Here is an 18,042-nt window from a genome sequence, read left to right as displayed (position 1 = left end):
CGAAATGACCGTACACGACATCGCCAAAGCCCCGATCATCACCGACATGCAGGTCATCCCGGTGGCCGGCCACGACGGCATGCTGCTCAACCTGAGCGGCGCCCACGGACCGTTCTTCACCCGCAACATCGTCATCCTCAAGGACAACGCCGGCCACACCGGCGTCGGCGAAGTGCCCGGCGGCGAACGCATCCGCCAGACCCTCGAAGACGCCCGCAGCCTGGTGGTCGGCAGCCCGATCGGCACCTACCAGAAGATCCTCAACCAGGTGCGCCAGACCTTCGCCGAACGCGACGCCGGCGGGCGCGGCCTGCAGACCTTCGACCTGCGCATCACCATCCACGCGGTCACTGCCCTGGAAGCCGCCCTGCTCGACCTGCTCGGCCAACACCTCGACGTGCCGGTGGCCGCATTGCTCGGCGAAGGCCAGCAGCGCGACGAAGTCAAGATGCTCGGTTACCTGTTCTACGTCGGCGACCGCCGGCAGACCGACCTGGCCTACCGCAGCGAACCGGACGCCGACAACGACTGGTTCCGCGTGCGCCATGAACAAGCCATGACCGCCGACGCCGTGGTGCGCCTGGCCGAAGCCGCCCACGCCCGCTACGGTTTCCAGGACTTCAAGCTCAAGGGCGGCGTGCTGGCCGGCGATGCGGAAATCGAGGCCGTGACCGCCTTGGCCGAACGTTTCCCCGAGGCGCGCATCACCCTTGACCCGAACGGTGCCTGGTCGCTCAAGGAAGCCATCCGCCTGTGCCGCGACCAGCATCATGTGCTGGCCTACGCGGAAGATCCGTGCGGCGCGGAGAACGGCTACTCGGGCCGCGAAGTCATGGCCGAATTCCGCCGCGCCACGGGGCTCAAGACCGCCACCAACATGATCGCCACCGACTGGCGCGAAATGGGCCACGCGATCCAGTTGCAGTCGGTGGACATCCCCCTGGCCGACCCGCACTTCTGGACCCTGCAGGGATCGGTGCGCGTGGCGCAGATGTGCCACGAATGGGGCCTGACCTGGGGCTCGCACTCCAACAACCACTTCGACATTTCCCTGGCGATGTTCACCCACGTGGCCGCCGCCGCGCCGGGCGACATCACCGCCATCGACACCCACTGGATCTGGCAGGACGGCCAGCGCCTGACCAAGGCACCGTTGCAGATCGTCGACGGTTGCGTGAAGGTGCCGCACAAGCCGGGGCTGGGCGTGGAGCTGGACATGGATCAGGTGGCCAAGGCCCATGAACTGTACAAAGGCATGGGGCTCGGTGCGCGGGACGACAGCGTGGCGATGCAGTACCTGATCCCGGGTTGGGCGTTCGATAACAAGAAGCCGTGCCTGGTGCGCTGAGTCCTCTGACGGAACCACAACCCCTCTGTGGGAGCGAGCCTGCTCGCGATGGCGGCGGCACATCCGGCATCGCGAGCGGGCTCGCTCCTGCATCGGGTCGGCGTCAGGCAGACATCTGCAGCAGCCAGTGCCTGAACGCCAGCATCGCCGGGGTTTCCGGTTTCGACTGCAACCGCGTCAGCCAGTAGCTCCCCGTGGTGATCTCGATCGCGAACGGCTGACAGATCGCCTCCGCCGCCAATTGCCGGGCAAACATCAGCGGCGGCGCCAGCGCCACCCCGCTCCCCTGCAAGGCCGCGTCCATCATCGCCAGCGACGAGTCGAACACGATGCTCTGGGGCGGTGCCGCGTGGGTCGCCAGACCCGCCGCCTGAAACCATTGCGGCCATTCGTCGCTGCGGTAGGAACGCAGCAAACGCTGTTGCAGCAGATCCCCCGGCGCTTGCAGTTGCCGGGCGATCTCCGGCACGCACAGCACCGACAGCGGCGCCTCCAGCAGGCGGGTCGCCTCGATCCCGTGCCAGGCCCCCGCGCCGAAGCGGATCGCGTAATCCAGCCCTTCGGCGGCCACGTCCACCCGGTTGTTGTGGGTCGACAGGCGCAGATCGATCAGCGGATGCTTGGCCTGAAAGTCCGCCAGCCTGGGCAGCAGCCAACCCACGGCGAACGTGCCCACCGCCCCGACCGTCAGCGTCTCCCGGTACTGCCCGCCGGCGAGGCGTTCCAGCATCTGCGCGATATGATCGAAGGACGTGGTCAGCACCGGCAACAGGGTTTCACCCTCACCGGTCAACATCAGCCCGCGGGGCAGACGCTTGAACAAAACGACGCCGAGCTGCGCCTCCAGGCTTTTCACCTGATGGCTGACGGCGGCCTGGGTCACGCACAGCTCCACGGCGGCGCGGGTGAAGCTCAAATGACGCGCGGAGGCTTCGAAGGCGCGCAACGCATTCAGAGGCAATTGAGGTCGAATCATGCCACGTCCCAAATCTTTCTAATGGCTCGTCCGAGTTTTCATCGTTTGCCGAATACCGCCGGACTGCCTAGATTTGGCGGCGCCGATCAGCCGGCCCAACGGACAACGCTCGCAGTGTAGCGGGATAACACCATCAGCACTCATGGAGAGTGGTTCAACCATGCCATCGATCAACCTGAACAAACTCAAGTCTTTCAGCGCTTGCGGACTTTTCTTCAGCGCCGCCAGCTGCCTGGCTGCCCCTCAAGCCGACGACCCGCTGCACGCCCTGGTAGATGCCAGCGTGACGCCGGTCATGCAGCAAGAGAACATCGCGGGCCTGGCCGTCGCCGTGACCGTCGATGGCAAAGCGCATTACTTTAACTACGGTGTCGCCGACAAAAAGTCCGGGCAACCGGTGAGCGAAAACACCCTGTTCGAGATCGGTTCGGTGAGCAAGACCTTCACCGCCACCCTCGCCGCCTACGCCCAGGCCAACGGAAAACTGGCCTTCTCCGACAAGGCCAGCCAGCACTGGCCGGCACTCGAAGGCAGCGCCTTCGACACCATCAGCCTGCTGCAACTGGGCACCTACAGCGCCGGCGGCCTGCCGCTGCAATTCCCGGCCGCCGCAGACTCCTCCGACAAGATGCTCGGCTATTACCGACAGTGGCAACCCACCTATCCCGCCGGCAGCCATCGCCTGTACTCCAACCCGAGCATCGGCCTGTTCGGTTATCTGGCGGCCAAGAGCCTCGGCCAGCCGTTCGACCGGGCCATGACCGATACCCTGCTGCCGAAGCTCGGACTCAAGCACACCTTCCTGTCGGTGCCCGCGTCTGAACAGAAGCTCTACGCCCAGGGCTACGACAAGAACGACCGACCGGTTCGGGTCACCCCCGGCGCACTCGACTCCGAAGCCTACGGCGTGAAGACCAGCGCCGCGGACCTGCTGCACTACGTCGAAGCCAACCTCGACACCGCCAGACTCGAAACGCCGCTGCAAAAAGCCATCGCCCTCACCCACACCGGCTACTACACCGTCGGCGACATGACCCAGGGCCTGGGCTGGGAACGCTACGCCTACCCGATCAGCCTCGACCGCCTGCTGGCCGGCAATTCGACGCCGATGGCCATGGAGGCGCACAAGGTCAACTGGCTCAACCCGCCGCAGCCCGAACCGGCAAACGTACTGATCAACAAGACCGGCTCCACCGGCGGTTACGGCGCGTACGTGGCGTTCGTGCCGTCGAAGAAGGTCGGGATCGTGATCCTGGCGAACCGCAACTACCCGATTCCGGAACGGGTGAAGATGGCGCACAAGATCCTCGGCGCGCTGACCGAGTAACGCCCAAGGCAAAAAAAAAAAACGGGCGACCTATTTAAGGTCGCCCGTTTTCGTTTCGGCATCACAAGATGCCCCTCAATCATCCGGCTGCTCCGGCGGCTTGGCCGGTTTGGCCGGCTTCGCAGGTTTGGCGCCCTTGGCGCCTTTGGCCGGGGCCGGTTCCGTGGCGGTCGGTGCGGTGACCACCGTCGCGGTCATTTCCTTCTCGGCGGCCGGCAATGCATCGATGGTGTCGAAGATCTTCTTCAGGTCCACCGTCTTGGTGTCGTCCCCCGAACTCTCCAGCTTCTTCTCGCCGTCCTTGCCCACCAGGATCACCTTGGGCAATGCGCCTGCGCCGAGCTTCAGGGCGCGGATCAGGGCCATGGTGTCCTGCTGGCCGAGATCCTTGCCGTCGAGCTGGCCGGACATGTTCAGCACGGTATAGACGCGGATGTTGCGGTCGCTGACGCCTTGCTTGTTGGCCGGATCCTCCAGGGACTTCTTCAGGCGCAGCCATTCGGAGTCGACGGTGCTGGAGGTGATCACGATCAGTGGCCGGGCGCGCCCCTTGTCGATGTCCAACGGGGAGTCGCTGTCGGCGGCGGCGAACAGGGGGCCGGCGAACGCCAGCAAGATTGTCAGGGTCAGTGACCTGATGAGCATGCGCATCTCCTTTTGATATCCACGCTCTACTGATTGCGCACCATGGCGATCGTTCCGGGTCGGCCCCGGTAAAAGTGTTTCGCCATGTCCCAAGCTTAGGACAGGGCCGACATTGCGCAACCGCACGGCGCCAGCCCCGACGTGAATTTGATTACGGGGCATGACCGCATTAGGGTGTCCGCTGCCCCCATGAAAAGGAGTTCAAGCGGCATGCAGATCGATTACCTGTGCGACCACCCCCAACTGATCGGGGAACTGGCCGAGCTCAATTTCAAGGAATGGGGCCACTACCGGCCCGGCGATACGCTCGAAGCCCGCACCGAACGCATGCGGGCGGCCTGCGGCAAAGGCGCGGTGCCCAGCGTGGTGGTGGCCATCGAAGACGGGACGTTGCTCGGCGGCGCCCTGCTGATCGACAGCGACCTGGACCTGCGCCCGCAACTGACGCCCTGGCTGGCCGGGGTTTACGTGAAGGCCGAACACCGGGGCCGCGGCATCGCTTCGCAACTGGTCAAGCGCATCGTCGAAGAGGCCGCCGCGCTGGGCGTGCCGGAACTGTTCCTGTACACCGACGCCTCGCAATCGCTGTATGCGCGACTGGGCTGGGAGGTGGTCGAAGAGCTGGACTATGACGGGCTGCCGGTGACGCTGATGAAGTACGCCGTCACCCGTTGAGGCCGCCGCGGTTTCGCTGCGCGGTCAGAACGCCAGCTTGTAGCCGATCAGCACCAGCATGGTCGCCAGGCACGGCCGCAGCAGCTCATCGGAGACGCGGCCGGTCAGGTGGCTGCCCAGCCAGATCCCCGGCAGCGAGCCCATCAGCAGAAAGCCCAGCACGCCCCAGTCCATGTTGCCCATGCTGGCGTGGCCGAGGCCGGCGACCAGGGTCAACGGCACGGCGTGGGCGATTTCGGTGCCGACCAGGCGGCGGGTCGGCAGCAGCGGATAAAGGATGAACAGCGCGACGGTGCCCAGGGCGCCGGCACCGATGGAGGTCAGCGCGACCATGGTGCCGAGGATCAGCCCGGTGACCACGGTCATGGCGTTGAGGCGCGCACCGCTTGGGTTGTAGTTGCCGCCGGCACGCTTGTGGGCGAACTCCAGCAGACGCTTCTTGAACAGGATCGCCAGCGCCGTGGCGAACAGCACGAAGCCCAGGGCCTGCTTGATGATCGCGTTCATCGCGTCCGGCGCGGCGTGCAGGGTGCTGAGGAACCACAGCGTCATCGCCACCGCCGGCACGCTGCCGAGGGTCAGCCATCCGGTGATGGCCCAGTCGATGTTGTTGTTTTTCTTGTGCACCAGCACGCCGCTGGACTTGGTGATGGCGGCGTACAGCAGGTCGGTGCCCACCGCCGTGGCCGGGTTGATGCCGAACCACAGCAGGATCGGCGTCATCAGCGAACCGCCGCCGACACCGGTCATGCCGACGATGAACCCCACCACCAGCCCGGCAACCACCAGGCCGAAATTTGCCAATTCCATGAAGACGCCCAGAAAAACCACAGGAAAAATATGGCCCGCAGCATAGCGAGTTTTCTTATAACTCCCTATATCGATGGGATCTATCGTTATGCCATTTATGTGAGAGCGAGCCTGCTCGCGATGACGCCGTGTCAGCCACATCATCGCAATCTGACACACCGCTTTCGCGCCTGGGGGGCAGCCGCTCTATTGCACCGGCAGGAAATTCAGGAACAGCAAGCTCTGCGCATAGTTCAGGCCGATGCGCCGGTAGCGCTCGTCGAGCATCTGGGTCAGCAGATCCAGGCGCGCCACGATCTTGCCGAACTCGGTGGCGAAGCTCAGGTTGCTGCCCTCCTCCGAGATCTCGTTGGAGAACAGCAGAGGCTGGCCTTCCTTGTTCTGCCGCTGGGCCAGGATCCACGTGGCCTTCTCGATGTTGCGCGCAGCGTTGTGGACGAAGGTCGGGTTGATCGCGTCGGTCATGTAGAACTCGGTGCGGTTGCCGTGGGCGGTGACCAGCATGCTGCCGATGGCGTAGATGAACGCGCCGACCCGGTCGCCGAGAAACTCCGGGCTCATGGCATAGCTCAGCGCCGCCAGGTCCTTGCGGCCGCCCAGCACCGGCAGCGGCTGTTGCTGCTCGATGGCCAGCCGCACCTGTTTGACGGCAACGCCGATGTTCAGGAAACCGGACTTGCGCAGCTCGTCGGGGTTGCGCAGGTACAGCTTGCCCATCAATCGGTAGAGGCTGTTGAGGTTGTCGCGCATGGCCAGGGTGGCCATGCGGTCGACGCTGGTCTGGAGGAATTCCTGGGGTTGGCCATCGCGGATCTGGCTGATGAAACCGTTGCCGTCCTGGTGGCTGCAACCGCCGAGCAGCGGCGTCGCCAGGCAGGCCAGCAACAGGCACGGGCGTTGGATAAGGGCGAACAAACGGGTCATCAATGCTTCGGCAGTCTCGTTCCTGCGCGACGGGGCTCGCCGCAACCTGCCCCTGCATAGAGCCGGGGATCGGGCAAAAGTGCGATGCCCGCATCGACCAACCGACCTTTGGCATGTCGCGCCACGCATTCTAGTCAGACTTTTAATTGGACTAACTCATTTCTACGACTATAAATCTAAGTCCACGCTTATTTAGTATGACTAAATAAGCGATTTCAGCGAAAGCCTTCACCGTTTGACGCCACCGCCAAAACAACAAAAAGGAAGGTCACCATGCTTCAATCCCGTCACCTGCTCCCCGGCCTCGGACTGTCCCTGATGCTCACGACCCTGCCCGCCCACGCCGCCGGCCTTTACGGCGAACACAAAGCCTTCGGCAAGACCGATGACGGCACCCCCGTCGAGCAATACATCTTGCGCAACCGCCACGGCATGCAGGCGACCGTCATCACCTACGGCGCCACCCTGCAGGCGCTGCGGGTGCCGGACCGCCACGGCAAGCTCGATGACATCGTGCTCGGCTTCGACGATGTGCAAGGCTACCAGCGCGGCACCGCGTACTTCGGCGCGACCATCGGCCGTTTCGGCAACCGTCTGGCCGACGGTGCGTTCGAGCTTGACGGCCAGCGCTACCAGGTGCCGCAGAACGACAAGACCAACGCCCTGCACGGCGGCCCCCAGGGGTTCGACAAGAAGGTCTGGAAGGCCCGCGAGACGAAAGACAAGGATTCGGTGGGCGTGACCCTGACCTACCTGTCGGCGGACGGCGAAATGGGTTTCCCCGGCAACCTCACCACCGAAGTGACCTACCGCCTCACCGACGCCAACGAACTGCGCATCGACTACAAGGCCACCACCGACAAACCCACGGTAATCAACCTGACCAACCACAGTTACTTCAACCTGGCCGGCGCAGGCAACGGCGACGTCCTCAAGCAACTCGCCACCCTGCATGCCAGCCATTACACGCCGATCGACGCCAAGCTCATCCCCACCGGCGAACGGGCGCCGGTGGCAGGCACGCCCATGGACTTCACCCAGGCCACCGCCATCGGCCAACGCATCAAGGCCGACCATCCGCAGCTCACGTTCGCCGAACCGAACCAGGGCGGCTTCGACTTCAACTGGGTGCTGGACGCCAAGGGCGACCTGGCCAAACCGGCCGCCGAGGTCAGCGACCCGCACTCCGGCCGCCGCTTGCAGCTGTACACCAGCGAGCCGGGGGTGCAGTTCTACACCGGCAACTTCCTCGACGGCACCGTCAAGGGCAAGGGCGGCAAGGCGTACCCGCACTGGGGTGCGTTCACCCTGGAGACCCAGCACTATCCGGATTCGCCGAACCAGAAAGGCTTCCCCAGCACACGGCTGGATCCCGGCCAGACCTACACCCAATCGGTCGTGTTCCGGTTCTCGGCGCAGTAAGGCGGATCCCCGCCGCAGACCTCCTGCCGGATCAGGTTGGGCTATCCTGCTGACCAACCAAAGTCCCGACCGCTCAAGAACAGGAGGTTTGCATGCGTACACTCGAACTCGCCGGCGTACCGGTGCCGGTGATCGGCCAAGGCACCTGGCGCATGGGCGAAGACCGCTCGGCGCACCGCAGCGAGGTGGCGGCGTTGCGCTCCGGCATCGAGCAGGGCATGAACCTGATCGACACCGCCGAGATGTACGGCGAAGGCGGCGCCGAAACCGTGGTGGGCGAAGCCATCGCCGGCCTGCGCGATCAGGTGTTCCTGGTGAGCAAGGTCTACCCGCACAACGCCAGCCGCAAAGGCGTTCCCCAGGCCTGCGAGCGCAGCCTGCGCCGCCTCGGCACCGAGCGCATCGACCTCTATCTGCTGCATTGGCGCGGCCAGTATCCGCTGGAGGAAACCGTCGAGGCCTTCGAGCGCCTGCGCGAGGACGGCAAGATCGGCCGCTGGGGCGTGTCGAACTTCGACGTGGATGACCTGGAGGAACTGTCGGTGCCGACCTGCGCCACCAATCAGGTGCTGTACAACCTGGAGGAACGCGGCATCGAATTCGACCTGCTGCCGTGGTGCCAGCATCAGCGCATGCCGCTGATGGCGTACTGCCCGATCGGCCAGGGCGGCGCGCTGCTGGCCGAGCCTGTGCTGCAAGAGATCGCCGCTCGTCACGGCGTCACCCCCGCACAGGTTTCGCTGGCGTGGATTCTGCGTCAGGATGGTGTGATTGCGATCCCCAAGGCCGTGCGCCCGGAGCACGTGCGACTCAATGCACAGGCGGCGCAGCTTCAACTGGACGCCGGGGATCTGGCGGCGCTGGACCGGGTGTTTCAGGCGCCACACCGCAAGCGGCGGCTGGCCATGGTCTGAGCCACCACCGACTGGCCGAGGGCTTCGGCATGAGAAGCACAGATCAGTACGACCCGTTCAACCTGAAACGTTTCGTCCAGGCCCAGGATCCGGTGTTCGAGCGGGTGCAGCGCGAGCTCGACGACGGCCACAAGCGCAGCCACTGGATGTGGTTCGTCTTCCCGCAGTTCGCCGGGCTCGGCGGCAGCGAAATGTCCCGGCGTTTCGCCATCGGTTCGGCGGCCGAGGCTCGGGCCTATCTGGCCCATGACCTGCTCGGCGCCCGGCTGCGCACCTGCACGCAGTTGGTGCTCAACGTTCCGCAGCGCTCGGTGGCGCAGATCTTCGGGCATCCGGACGACCTGAAGTTCCATTCCTCGACCACCCTCTTCGCCCAGTTCACCGACGCCGGCAGCGTGTTCCATCAAGCCCTGGAGCGCTATTTCCATGGCATCCAGGACGAATGGACGCTGCAGCTGCTCGACTCAAAACAAGCCCATCTGCCCCCCGACCAGGGTTGAGAAATCGTCGTCGACAAACGGCAGGATCGCGTCCGCCACCGGTTGCAGCTGGCGGGTGATGTAGTGGTCATAGTCGATGGCCGCCCGGCGCGCCTCCAGCGGCTCGGGGCCGGCCAGGGTGATGACGTAGCTGATCCAGCCGCCGTTCTGGTACTGCCGGGGCCGGCCGTGCTGCGCGTTGTAGTCGTCGGCCAGGCGCGCGGCGCGCACATGGGGCGGGACGTTGCGCTCGTAGTCGTCGAGGGTGCGGCGCAGGCGCTTGCGGTAGACGAGCCGGTCGTCGAACGCGCCGGCCAGGGTCTGGCGCACGTACTCGCGCACGTAATCCTGATAGGGCTCGCGCCGGAAAATCCGTTCGTACAGTTCCTGCTGGAACTGGCGGGCCAGCAGCGACCAGTCGGTGCGCACGGTCTCCAGGCCCTTGTAGACCATTTCCTCGCGGCCGTCGGGCCGGGTCACCAGGCCGGCGTAGCGCTTTTTGCTGCCCTCCTCGGCACCGCGGATGGTCGGCATCAGGAAGCGTTTGTAATGGGTCTCGAACTGCAGCTCCAGGGCGCTCTCCAGCCCGTACTGCTCACGCACGTGCCCGCGCCACCAGTCGTTGACGGACTGCACCAGCGCCCGGCCGATCTGCGCCGCCTCTTCCTGGCCGTGGGGCCGGCGCAACCAGACGAAGGTGGAGTCGGTGTCGCCGTAGATCACCGCGTGGCCATGGGCTTCGATCAACTGGCGGGTGCGCAGCATGATTTCGTGGCCGCGCAGGGTGATCGACGACGCCAGCCGCGTATCGAAGAACCGGCAGCCGCTGGAACCGAGCACGCCGTAAAAGGCGTTCATGATGATCTTCAGCGCCTGGGACAGCGGCGCGTTGCGCTCGCGCTTGGCCTGTTCCCGACCCTCGGCGACCCGCGCCACGATGGACGGCAGGCAATGCCGTGTGCGGGAAAACCGCGCGCCGCGAAAGCCCGGCACGGACTCGGCGTCGCCGGGCTGGCGCAGGCCCTCGATCAGGCCCACCGGGTCGATCAGGAACGTGCGGATGATCGACGGGTACAGGCTCTTGTAGTCCAGCACCAGCACCGACTCGTACAGCCCCGGCCGCGAGTCCATGACGAAGCCGCCGGGGCTGGCCTGAGGCGGGTTGGTGCCCAGGTTCGGCGCCACGAAGCCCTGGCGGTGCATCAGCGGCATGTACAGATGGGTGAACGCCGCCACCGAGCCGCCGCTGCGGTCGGCCGGCAGGCCGGTGACGCTGGCGCGCTCCAGCAGGAAGTCCAGCAGGTCGGTCTTGGCGAAGATCCGCGTGACCAGCTCGCAGTCCTTGAGGTTGTACTTGGCCAGCGACGGCTTGTCCTCGGCGAACATGCGGTTGATTTCGTCCATGCGCTGGTACGGGTTGTCGATGGACTTGCCCTCGCCGAGCAGGGTCTGGGCGACGTTCTCCAGGCTGAACGAGGGAAAGCTCCAGGTCGCCGAGCGCAACGACTCGATGCCGTCGATGATCAGCCGCCCCGCCGCCGAGGCGAAGAAATGGGTGCGGCTGCCATGTTCGCGCCACTGCATCTCCTCCCCGCCGCGCCCCAGCTTGAGCGGCACGCCCAGGCGCCGGGCGTGTTCGTGGAGGATGCGCAAGTCGAACTGCACCAGGTTCCAGCCGATGATCGCGTCGGGGTCGTGGCGGGCGAACCAGTCGTTGAGTCTCTTCAGGATCAGGGTGCGCGAGTCGCAGTATTCGAGGTCGAAGTCAACGGCGCTGCCATCGCCGTTCGGTGCGCCGAGCATGTACACCTGCCGTTCGCCGCAGCCTTCCAGGGCAACGGAATACAGCTCGCCCTGCTCGGTGGTCTCGATGTCCAGCGACACCAGCCGTAACGTGGGCCGATAGCCGGGCGCGGGCTTGAGATGGGCGTCGGTCAGCACGCCATCGGCGTCCGGCGTGCCGCCGAACCGCACCGGCGCGGTGATGAAGCGCTCCATCAGGTAGCGTTCGGGCGGACGCACGTCGGCTTCGAACACGTCGACGCCGGCGCGGTTGAGCGCGGTCTCCAGGCGCATCAGCTGGCCGTGCTGCCGGCAATACAGCCCCAGCACCGGGCGGTGTTCGAAATCCTGCAGGGCCAGGGGACGCAGTTCGACGTTCTTTTCGTCCGCCAGCACACGCTCGGCCTGCCCGCGCTGTTCGGCAGGGATGAACGCCACCGACGGCTGGTGCGGCAGGCGCACGCGGCGCGGGCCGGCGTCGGTCGCCAGCCAGAACTCGACTTCGGTGCCGGCCGGGGTGTCGCGCCAATGCCGGGTCAGGACGAAGCCCTGCTGTACATCCACCACTGCAACCTCGTGAAACGGAATCTGGCGGCCATTCTACCCGGCCCGTGGCGAGGGAGCTTGCTCCCGTTTCCCGGAACGCCCCCGCCACACCGGCAGAACCGGCATTTTTTTGCCGAATGACGTTTTTTGCGTGTTATCTGCCGTTTTGCGGCCTTGCCCTGCGCGCCGGCGTCTACGATGCTTCAGGAACAACAACGACAACCCCTGAGTAACCGCCATGAAGACCGTCGCCCAGCTGCTCAAGCTCAAAGATGAGAAAAACCAGAAAGTGCACACCATCTCGCCGGACGACATGGTGCTGCAGGCCCTGATGGACATGGCCGCGAAGAACGTCGGTGCGTTGCTGGTGGTCAAGGACGGCCGGGTCGAGGGGATCATCAGCGAGCGCGACTACGCGCGCAAGCTGGTGCTCAAGGGACGCTCGTCGGTGGGCACGCCGGTGCGCGACATCATGGTGTCGCCGGTGATCACCGTGGACACCCACCAGACCGTCGACACCTGCCTGGGCATCATGTCTGACAAACGCCTGCGCCACCTGCCGGTGGTGGAGAATGGCCAATTGATCGGCCTGCTGTCCATCGGTGACCTGGTCAAGGAAGCCTTGGCCGAACAGGCGGACCTGATCCGGCAGCTGGAGAGCTACATCCGCGGGGAATGAGCCCTCCACGGTGAGAGCCAGCCTGCCGGCGATGGCGGTGGATCAGCCACCACTGATGCCGGCAGTGCCGGCCTCATCGCTGGCAAGTCGAATCGTCGCACCGCAGTTCCCACAGGTTTTTGTGGTGAACATAGATACTGCGGACACCCGCAGCCACTGTGGGAGCGGGCTTGCCCGCGATGGCGGTGGGTCAGGCAACAGTGATGGCGCCTGTACCGGCCTCGTCGCTGGCAAGTCGAATCGTCGCACCGCAGCTCCCACAGGTTTTTGTGGTGAACATAGATACTGCGACACCCGCAGCCACTGTGGGAGCGGGCTTGCCCGCGATGGCGGCGGGTCTGCCACCGCAGTCGTCGGCAGGCAAGCCCACCCGTTCAGGCGGGCCAGTGCCGCGCAAACACCGGGGCCAGCACGGGATGGCGATCGATGCGCGCCAGCCAGGCATGGAAGCCGGGGCGGGCCTGGCGCAGATGCTCGCGGGAACCGGCCCAGCGGGTCACCACCGCCGCCAGCAGATCCAGCGCCCCCGGCTTTTCGTCGTCCAGGTACAGCTCGGCGGAAAACAGGTCGGCGAACACCTCCCACGTCCAGTGCAGCCGCTCGCGGGCGCCGGCCATCAGGTTCTGCCGCGAGGCCTCGTCCGGCATCACCAGCCAGCGTTCCGGGTAATCGATGACGCCGATGGCCGCATAGCAATTGCTGACGATGTACACCATGCCGCGGATCGCCTGGTCGCGGTCGGCGGCGTCGGCCGGCAGCAGGCCGGACTCCGGAAAGCTCAGGCCCAGGTGCACCAGGATCGCCGCGCTTTCGGTGATGACGCGGCCGTCCGGCAACTGCAGGGTCGGGATCTGCTTCAGCGGGTTGAGCCGGGCCAACTCCTGGGCCGCCTCGCTGCTGGCCTCGACGTCGATGAAACGGTAAGCGATCTGGCACAGCTCCAGCGCCGCCTCGATGGCCGCCGCGCCCGAATTCCTGTGCCCGTACAGTTGATACATGCGCCCTCCCAAGGCTGCCGGTTGCGCTTCACGCTTGCAGTGTAGAAGGCCCGGCGAATAACGCCGCCCCCGAACGGATGCGGCCCCATCACGCTGACCGACGGCCCGTGCGCCAAACCATCATCGGCGTCGATGTCCACCATCACGGCAATGAAGTTCTCTTAAAAAATCCCGGGCGTAACATCAGCTCCATACCAACCGACAACACCCTCTGGAGCACACGATCATGAAACGCCAAACCATCCTCGGCATCGCTTTCTCGGTACTTGCACTGAACGCTGTTGCAGCCCCTTCCGCCCACACGACGGTCGCCGAAGGCGGCTCGGACAAACTGATCGAAAGCCGTTTGGCCGAAGGTGGTTCGGATCGTCTGCTGGAACGCCGCGTCGCCGAAGGTGGCTCGGACCGTCTGCTGGAACGCCGCGTCGCCGAAGGCGGTTCGGACCGTCTGCTGGAGCGCCGCGTCGCCGAAGGTGGCTCGGACCGCCTGCTGGAACGTCGCGTCGCCGAAGGCGGTTCGGATCGCCTGCTGGAACGCCGCGTCGCCGAAGGCGGTTCGGATCGTCTGATCGAACGTCGCGTGGCCTGATGCTTCGCCTCACCGCAACAGCCCAGAAAAAACCCGGCTCCGTCAGCCGGGTTTTTTTATGCCTTTCGGTTTTTCATTGCTTGGCCATGCAGCGCCGGTAGCGCTTGTCCACCCGTTTGGCGAACCACGCGGTGGTCAGTTTGCGGGTGATCTTCGGGCTCTGCAGCACGATCCCCGGCAACACCGCACGGGGCAGCGGCTTGCCCTCGGCCCGCTCCGCCAGCTCGAACACCCGTCGGTACACCCGGGTGTCTTCAAATCCCAGCGTGTCGCCCTTCTCCAGTTGCTCACGGATCACCGGATTGCGCATGTCCAATGACTTGCCCAGCGCCCGCACGGCCAGCTCCGTGCTGCCGGGCATGATCGACCCCGGCCGGATCAGGTCGCCGTCCAGCGCCAGCGGGATGCCTGACGCGCGGCTCACCGCATTCTGGAACGCCGCGTTGCGGCTGGCGTACCAACCGGCGTTGAAGTCGGCGAAGCGGTACAGCGGCTCGCGGTAGCTCACCGGATACCCCAGCAAGTGGGCGATGCCGAAGTACATGCCGCCCCGGCGACTGAACACCTCGCGGCGGATCGTCCCGTCCACCGGATAGGGATAGTCCTTGGCGTGCCGCTCGGCGAATTCGATGCTCACCTGCATCGGCCCGCCGGTGTGCACCGGGTTGAAGCCGCCGAACAGTGTGCGGCCCATCGGCGCCATGCCGATGAAGTCATCGAAGATACCGCTCAGTTCCTTTTCGCTGCGGGCGGCGCTCAAGCGTTCGCTGTAGGTCTTGCCGTTCGGCGAGCGCACCGCCAGCGCCGCGCTGACCAGCAGCCCCGGAATGTGGGCCTTGCCGGCACGGCGGTCGATTTCGTCACGGGCGATCTTGCCCAGGCCCGGCACCGGTGGATCCGCCTGGAAGGTCGATTCCTGCTCGGCCACCGCCAGCACCGAACACAGGTTGGCGGTGCTCGGGTCGAGGTTCTGGGCGGCGAACGCCGCATAGATGTCGGTGGCCCAGCCCTGACGGTCGGCCGTGCCGGCCGGCAGCAGCCGCACGATCTGCGCCTTGACCTCGGCCGGCGAGCGTGCGGCCGGCCCTTCGCCGCGCTGGCCGGCGCAACCGGCGAGCACCGCCAAGACGGCAAGACCGACGAGCATTCGAAAGGTGGGCATAAGGTTCAGTCCAAGGATCCGGTGCAGGCTATGACTCCCGGCATTCTGCCCCGTTCCGTGGCGAGGGCGCTTGCTCCCTCGCCACAGGGCCCCGGCCGGATTCCGTTGAGCAGCCCGACTGGCCACCCTCCCCGGCTGATCCATACTTGCCGTTGCACCTGCCTGGGAGAACCGCCATGAACCGCAGCGACGTACTGATCATCGGCGCCGGCCCCACCGGTCTGGTGCTGGCCCTGTGGCTGAGCAAACTGGCGGTGCGCGTGCGCATCATCGACAAGACCTCCGCCCCCGGCACCACCTCCCGGGCGCTGGCGGTGCAGGCGCGCACCCTGGAGCTGTACCGCCAGCTGGACCTGGCCGACGCCGTGGTGCGCAGCGGCCACCGGGTGCAGGCGGCCAATTTCTGGGTCAAGGGCAAGCCTGTGGCGCAGTTGCCGCTGCACCGCATCGGCGAAGGCCTGACGCCTTATGCGTTCCTGGAGATCTACCCGCAGGACGAACACGAACAGCTGCTGATCGAACGCCTGGAAGACTACGGCGTGACCGTCGAACGCAACACCACCCTGGAAAGTTTCGAGGAAACCGGCGATGGCATCACCGCCCGGCTGCGCCTGCCCGACGGCGAACAGGAAACCTGCCAGGCCTGCTACCTGGCCGGGTGCGACGGCGCCCGTTCGGTGGTGCGCAAGACCCTGGACAGCGGGTTCCCCGGCGGCACCTACCAGCAGATTTTCTACGTCGCCGATGTCCGGGCCAGCGGTCCTGCGCTCAACGGCGAGTTGCACCTGGACCTGGACGAAGCGGACTTCCTCGCCGTGTTTCCGCTGGCCGGCGAAGGCCGTGCGCGGCTGATCGGCACCGTGCGCGACGAGCGGGCGGAGCGCGCTGAGACCCTGCAGTTCTCCGATGTCAGCAGCCGCGCCATCGAGCACCTCAAGGTGCACATCGAAGACGTCCACTGGTTCTCCACCTACCGGGTGCATCACCGGGTGGCCGAGTTCTTCCGCAGCGGCCGGGCGTTCCTGCTCGGCGATGCGGCGCACGTGCACAGCCCCGCCGGCGGCCAAGGCATGAACACCGGCATCGGCGATGCGATCAACCTGGCCTGGAAGCTGGCGGCGGTGCTCGGCGGCGGCGCCACGCCCAAACTGCTCGACAGCTACGAGACCGAGCGCATCGCCTTCGCCCGGCGCCTGGTGTCGACCACCGACAAGGTGTTCAGCTTCGTCACCGCCGAAGGGCGCATGGCCGACTTGCTGCGCACGCGGCTGGCGCCGTTCCTGATCCCGAAAATGGCGTCGTTCGAGACCAGCCGCGAGTTCCTGTTCCGCACCGTGTCGCAGATCACCCTCAACTACCGCGGCATGCCGCTGAGCGAAGGGCTGGCCGGCCATGTGCACGGCGGCGACCGCCTGCCGTGGGCCCACGACGGTGAAGGCGACAACTACGAACCGCTGCGCCACCCCGGCTGGCAGGTGCATGTGTACGGCGACACCAGCGACGAGATGATCGCCTGGTGCCACGCCCACAACCTGCCGCTGCACGTGTTCGACTGGCGCCCGGCCTTCGAGGCGGCGGGCCTGGGGCGCAACGGCTTCTACCTGCTGCGCCCGGACACCTACGTGGCGGTCGCCGACAACAGCGCCGACCCGAAGGTGATCGAGCGCTACCTGCGCGATCACGGGATCCGGCCGTTCTTCAACTGACCCGGCCCGGCGGCGCCCGGACTGACGCCGTCGGCGCCCACATCCAGGCTGGCGGGATCGGTCAGATCCCGGCCAGGGCCAGGTCCATCGCGAAGTAGGTGAAGATCAGGTCCGCACCGGCCCGCTTGATCGCGCCGAGACTTTCGCGCACCACACGGTCCTCGTCGATGGCGCCGGCCTGGGCGCCGAACTTGATCATCGCGTACTCGCCGCTGACCTGGTACGCCGACAGCGGCAGGTTCGAGGCCTGGCGGATGTCGCGGATGATGTCCAGGTACGCGCCGGCCGGCTTGACCATCAGCGCATCGGCGCCTTCCTGCTCGTCCAGCAGCGATTCGCGCAGGGCTTCGCGGCGGTTCATCGGGTTCATCTGGTAGCTCTTGCGGTCGCCCTTGAGCGCGCTGCCGCCGGCCTCGCGGAACGGGCCGTAGAGGGCCGAGGCGAATTTGGTCGAGTAGGCCATGATCGCGGTCTGGGCGAACCCGGCCTCGTCCAGCGCCCGGCGGATCGCCTGCACCTGGCCGTCCATCGCCGCCGACGGCGCGATCACGTCGGCCCCGGCGCGGGCGGCGGCCACGGCTTGCTTGCCGAGGTTGATCAGGGTCTGGTCGTTGTCCACTTCATGGTTGTGCATCACGCCGCAATGGCCGTGGTCGGTGTACTCGCAGAAGCAGGTGTCGGACATCACGATCATTTCCGGCACGGCGTCCTTGGCGATCCGCGACATGCGCGACACCAGGCCGTTCTCGCGCCAGGTGTCGCTGCCGCTGGCGTCCAGGTGGTGGGACACGCCGAACGTCATCACCGACTTGATCCCGGCCCGGGCGTAACGCTCGATCTCGCCGGCCAGCTTGCGCTCGGGAATGCGCATCACCCCGGGCATGCTCTTGATCGGCACGAAGTCGTCGATCTCTTCCTCGACGAAAATCGGCAGCACCAGATCGTTGAGGGTGAATTCGGTTTCCTGGAACAGGCTGCGCAGGCTCGCATTGCGGCGCAGACGGCGTGGACGTGCTTCGGGGAACTGACTGGACATGGGGCCTTTCCTGAAAACGGCGGA

Annotated in this window: 17 protein-coding genes; 9 read left to right on the top strand and 8 right to left on the bottom strand. The window is 65.9% G+C overall.

Features of this window, described 5'->3' with window-relative positions; all coding sequences use genetic code 11:
* Nucleotides 1-4 precede the first annotated feature (4 nt).
* Nucleotides 5-1,348 carry a glucarate dehydratase gene (gene gudD / locus KVG96_RS06885; protein ID WP_217891346.1) on the top strand — a complete coding sequence of 448 codons (1,344 nt, stop codon included), beginning with the start codon at nucleotides 5-7 and terminating at the stop codon, nucleotides 1,346-1,348.
* Between the two features lie 103 nt (nucleotides 1,349-1,451).
* Here gudD and KVG96_RS06880 read toward each other — a convergent pair whose 3' ends face one another.
* Entirely contained in the window at nucleotides 1,452-2,324 is an 873-nt protein-coding gene (locus KVG96_RS06880) for a LysR family transcriptional regulator (RefSeq protein WP_217891345.1), read from the bottom strand.
* A 160-nt stretch (nucleotides 2,325-2,484) separates the two neighbouring features.
* On the opposite strand from KVG96_RS06880, the gene ampC reads away from it, so the two are divergent.
* Nucleotides 2,485-3,651, top strand: a complete 1,167-nt coding sequence (ampC, locus tag KVG96_RS06875; RefSeq protein ID WP_217891344.1) for a class C beta-lactamase — start codon at nucleotides 2,485-2,487, stop codon at nucleotides 3,649-3,651.
* 75 nt (nucleotides 3,652-3,726) lie between these two features.
* Here ampC and KVG96_RS06870 read toward each other — a convergent pair whose 3' ends face one another.
* Nucleotides 3,727-4,296 carry a DUF4174 domain-containing protein gene (locus KVG96_RS06870; RefSeq protein WP_217891343.1) on the bottom strand — a complete coding sequence of 190 codons (570 nt, stop codon included), beginning with the start codon at nucleotides 4,294-4,296 and terminating at the stop codon, nucleotides 3,727-3,729.
* A 210-nt stretch (nucleotides 4,297-4,506) separates the two neighbouring features.
* Between KVG96_RS06870 and KVG96_RS06865 the strand changes: the two genes are divergently transcribed.
* Nucleotides 4,507-4,971 carry a GNAT family N-acetyltransferase gene (locus KVG96_RS06865; RefSeq protein WP_217891342.1) on the top strand — a complete coding sequence of 155 codons (465 nt, stop codon included), beginning with the start codon at nucleotides 4,507-4,509 and terminating at the stop codon, nucleotides 4,969-4,971.
* A 24-nt stretch (nucleotides 4,972-4,995) separates the two neighbouring features.
* On the opposite strand, the gene KVG96_RS06860 is transcribed toward KVG96_RS06865, so the two are convergent.
* Nucleotides 4,996-5,781 (bottom strand): sulfite exporter TauE/SafE family protein, encoded by a 786-nt coding sequence (locus KVG96_RS06860; protein WP_217891341.1) that lies wholly within the window; start codon nucleotides 5,779-5,781, stop codon nucleotides 4,996-4,998.
* Between the two features lie 186 nt (nucleotides 5,782-5,967).
* Nucleotides 5,968-6,705: a hypothetical protein gene (locus KVG96_RS06855; protein WP_217891340.1), complete on the bottom strand. Its 738-nt coding sequence runs from the start codon at nucleotides 6,703-6,705 to the stop codon at nucleotides 5,968-5,970.
* Nucleotides 6,706-6,978: 273 nt separating this feature from the next.
* Here KVG96_RS06855 and KVG96_RS06850 point away from each other — a divergent pair, with 273 nt between their 5' ends.
* From KVG96_RS06850 to KVG96_RS06840, 3 genes are all read left to right on the top strand, one after another.
* Nucleotides 6,979-8,127 carry an aldose epimerase family protein gene (locus KVG96_RS06850; RefSeq protein WP_217891339.1) on the top strand — a complete coding sequence of 383 codons (1,149 nt, stop codon included), beginning with the start codon at nucleotides 6,979-6,981 and terminating at the stop codon, nucleotides 8,125-8,127.
* A gap of 92 nt (nucleotides 8,128-8,219) precedes the next feature.
* Nucleotides 8,220-9,041 (top strand): aldo/keto reductase, encoded by an 822-nt coding sequence (locus KVG96_RS06845; RefSeq protein WP_217891338.1) that lies wholly within the window; start codon nucleotides 8,220-8,222, stop codon nucleotides 9,039-9,041.
* Between the two features lie 29 nt (nucleotides 9,042-9,070).
* Entirely contained in the window at nucleotides 9,071-9,541 is a 471-nt protein-coding gene (locus tag KVG96_RS06840; protein WP_217891337.1) for a DUF1810 domain-containing protein, read from the top strand.
* On the opposite strand, the gene KVG96_RS06835 is transcribed toward KVG96_RS06840, so the two are convergent.
* Nucleotides 9,506-11,866, bottom strand: a complete 2,361-nt coding sequence (locus KVG96_RS06835) for a DNA polymerase II (RefSeq protein WP_217892449.1) — start codon at nucleotides 11,864-11,866, stop codon at nucleotides 9,506-9,508. The genes KVG96_RS06840 and KVG96_RS06835 overlap by 36 nt on opposite strands.
* A 220-nt stretch (nucleotides 11,867-12,086) precedes the next feature.
* Here KVG96_RS06835 and KVG96_RS06830 point away from each other — a divergent pair, with 220 nt between their 5' ends.
* On the top strand, nucleotides 12,087-12,527 hold the full coding sequence (locus tag KVG96_RS06830) for a CBS domain-containing protein (RefSeq protein WP_085579584.1): 441 nt from the start codon (nucleotides 12,087-12,089) through the stop codon (nucleotides 12,525-12,527).
* Between the two features lie 374 nt (nucleotides 12,528-12,901).
* On the opposite strand, the gene KVG96_RS06825 is transcribed toward KVG96_RS06830, so the two are convergent.
* Nucleotides 12,902-13,525, bottom strand: a complete 624-nt coding sequence (locus KVG96_RS06825) for a glutathione S-transferase N-terminal domain-containing protein (protein ID WP_217891336.1) — start codon at nucleotides 13,523-13,525, stop codon at nucleotides 12,902-12,904.
* Nucleotides 13,526-13,751: 226 nt separating this feature from the next.
* Here KVG96_RS06825 and KVG96_RS06820 point away from each other — a divergent pair, with 226 nt between their 5' ends.
* On the top strand, nucleotides 13,752-14,114 hold the full coding sequence (locus KVG96_RS06820; protein ID WP_217891335.1) for a hypothetical protein: 363 nt from the start codon (nucleotides 13,752-13,754) through the stop codon (nucleotides 14,112-14,114).
* Between the two features lie 73 nt (nucleotides 14,115-14,187).
* Here the strand turns inward: KVG96_RS06820 and KVG96_RS06815 are convergent, their stop codons facing one another.
* Entirely contained in the window at nucleotides 14,188-15,276 is a 1,089-nt protein-coding gene (locus KVG96_RS06815; RefSeq protein ID WP_217891334.1) for a DUF1615 domain-containing protein, read from the bottom strand.
* A 176-nt stretch (nucleotides 15,277-15,452) separates the two neighbouring features.
* Here KVG96_RS06815 and KVG96_RS06810 point away from each other — a divergent pair, with 176 nt between their 5' ends.
* Entirely contained in the window at nucleotides 15,453-16,982 is a 1,530-nt protein-coding gene (locus tag KVG96_RS06810) for an FAD-dependent monooxygenase (protein WP_217891333.1), read from the top strand.
* A gap of 61 nt (nucleotides 16,983-17,043) precedes the next feature.
* On the opposite strand, the gene hemB is transcribed toward KVG96_RS06810, so the two are convergent.
* Complete coding sequence (gene hemB / locus KVG96_RS06805; protein ID WP_217891332.1) at nucleotides 17,044-18,018, bottom strand: porphobilinogen synthase; 975 nt, start codon at nucleotides 18,016-18,018, stop codon at nucleotides 17,044-17,046.
* Nucleotides 18,019-18,042 lie beyond the last annotated feature (24 nt).

It is taken from the genome of Pseudomonas ekonensis (assembly GCF_019145435.1).
Classification (GTDB): Bacteria; Pseudomonadota; Gammaproteobacteria; order Pseudomonadales; family Pseudomonadaceae; genus Aquipseudomonas; species Aquipseudomonas ekonensis.
Note: the sequence above shows the minus strand (reverse complement) of the source record. Positions and strands in the feature narration are given on the sequence as shown.

Bases quoted from the DNA above. Each gene is read 5' to 3' on its own strand.
- KVG96_RS06880 (WP_217891345.1), bottom strand. From the start codon at position 2,324: ATGATTCGACCTCAATTGCCTCTGAATGCGTTGCGCGCCTTCGAAGCC.
- gudD (WP_217891346.1), top strand. From the start codon at position 5: ATGACCGTACACGACATCGCCAAAGCCCCGATCATCACCGACATGCAG.
- KVG96_RS06825 (WP_217891336.1), bottom strand. From the start codon at position 13,525: ATGTATCAACTGTACGGGCACAGGAATTCGGGCGCGGCGGCCATCGAG.
- KVG96_RS06850 (WP_217891339.1), top strand. From the start codon at position 6,979: ATGCTTCAATCCCGTCACCTGCTCCCCGGCCTCGGACTGTCCCTGATG.
- KVG96_RS06815 (WP_217891334.1), bottom strand. From the start codon at position 15,276: ATGCCCACCTTTCGAATGCTCGTCGGTCTTGCCGTCTTGGCGGTGCTC.
- hemB (WP_217891332.1), bottom strand. From the start codon at position 18,018: ATGTCCAGTCAGTTCCCCGAAGCACGTCCACGCCGTCTGCGCCGCAAT.
- KVG96_RS06810 (WP_217891333.1), top strand. From the start codon at position 15,453: ATGAACCGCAGCGACGTACTGATCATCGGCGCCGGCCCCACCGGTCTG.
- KVG96_RS06860 (WP_217891341.1), bottom strand. From the start codon at position 5,781: ATGGAATTGGCAAATTTCGGCCTGGTGGTTGCCGGGCTGGTGGTGGGG.
- KVG96_RS06840 (WP_217891337.1), top strand. From the start codon at position 9,071: ATGAGAAGCACAGATCAGTACGACCCGTTCAACCTGAAACGTTTCGTC.
- KVG96_RS06870 (WP_217891343.1), bottom strand. From the start codon at position 4,296: ATGCTCATCAGGTCACTGACCCTGACAATCTTGCTGGCGTTCGCCGGC.
- KVG96_RS06865 (WP_217891342.1), top strand. From the start codon at position 4,507: ATGCAGATCGATTACCTGTGCGACCACCCCCAACTGATCGGGGAACTG.
- KVG96_RS06845 (WP_217891338.1), top strand. From the start codon at position 8,220: ATGCGTACACTCGAACTCGCCGGCGTACCGGTGCCGGTGATCGGCCAA.
- KVG96_RS06820 (WP_217891335.1), top strand. From the start codon at position 13,752: ATGAAACGCCAAACCATCCTCGGCATCGCTTTCTCGGTACTTGCACTG.
- ampC (WP_217891344.1), top strand. From the start codon at position 2,485: ATGCCATCGATCAACCTGAACAAACTCAAGTCTTTCAGCGCTTGCGGA.
- KVG96_RS06855 (WP_217891340.1), bottom strand. From the start codon at position 6,705: ATGACCCGTTTGTTCGCCCTTATCCAACGCCCGTGCCTGTTGCTGGCC.
- KVG96_RS06830 (WP_085579584.1), top strand. From the start codon at position 12,087: ATGAAGACCGTCGCCCAGCTGCTCAAGCTCAAAGATGAGAAAAACCAG.